Origin of the sequence: Streptococcus cristatus (genome assembly GCF_001588905.1) — a bacterium.
GTDB lineage: Bacteria > Bacillota > Bacilli > Lactobacillales > Streptococcaceae > Streptococcus > Streptococcus cristatus_N.
Genome location: NZ_LAWH01000076.1, coordinates 1 through 672 on the forward strand (window position 1 = coordinate 1; position 672 = coordinate 672).

A 672-nucleotide genomic window follows, 5' to 3' on the forward strand; every position below is an offset into this window, starting at 1 on the left:
AAAAACAGCGAAGTATATTCTAATTTTATGTAGTGCAAGGCTTGCATAATATAGGAAATATAAACGAATAATCAGGCTATAGATAGAAAGGCTCGCTCCGGCGGGATTTTTCTTGTATAATGAAGCTAGAAAGTAGCTGATGGAGGTAAAGAAAGGTTGAAATGCAAGGAAAAGATATTTAGTGCTGTCATTGATCGGCCAGTCGGTTTTAAAGATTCTTTTGGGAATGTCTATCTGATTAATTATGGTTATATCCCTGAGCTGATGGGTGGAGATGGCGAAGAGCAGGATGTGTATATTATTTCCCGTGACCCGCAGCAGCCTCTGGAAAATTTTACAGGAAAGTTGGTTGCTATCATCCATCGGCGTGATGATATAGAAGACAAGTGGGTCTTGGCTCCTGCTAATGAGGAGATTGACAAAATTTTGATAGCGGAGCAGACTCAATTTATGGAGCAGTATTTTGATTCTTGGATTGAGATGGTGGAAGAGAGCAATGATTCAAATCCTTAATATCCATGATAAAGACCAGAAATCGGCTCTTGTGAGCGCTGTTCTAAATGGTTTAGCTTAATAATGAAAGTCTATATTCGATTAAGCTTTCCTAAATATCGGATAAAATTACAAGACGGTAATTCACGAAAAAAATCGCATGGATGAATCTAAAATGAT

Annotated in this window: 1 protein-coding gene; it reads left to right on the plus strand. The window is 37.8% G+C overall.

What is annotated here, in order from left to right:
* The first annotated feature begins 156 nt into the window (after positions 1–156).
* Positions 157–513, plus strand: coding sequence for an inorganic diphosphatase (locus A0765_RS09745; protein ID WP_062006382.1), 357 nt, complete (start codon positions 157–159; stop codon positions 511–513).
* Positions 514–672: the final 159 nt, after the last annotated feature.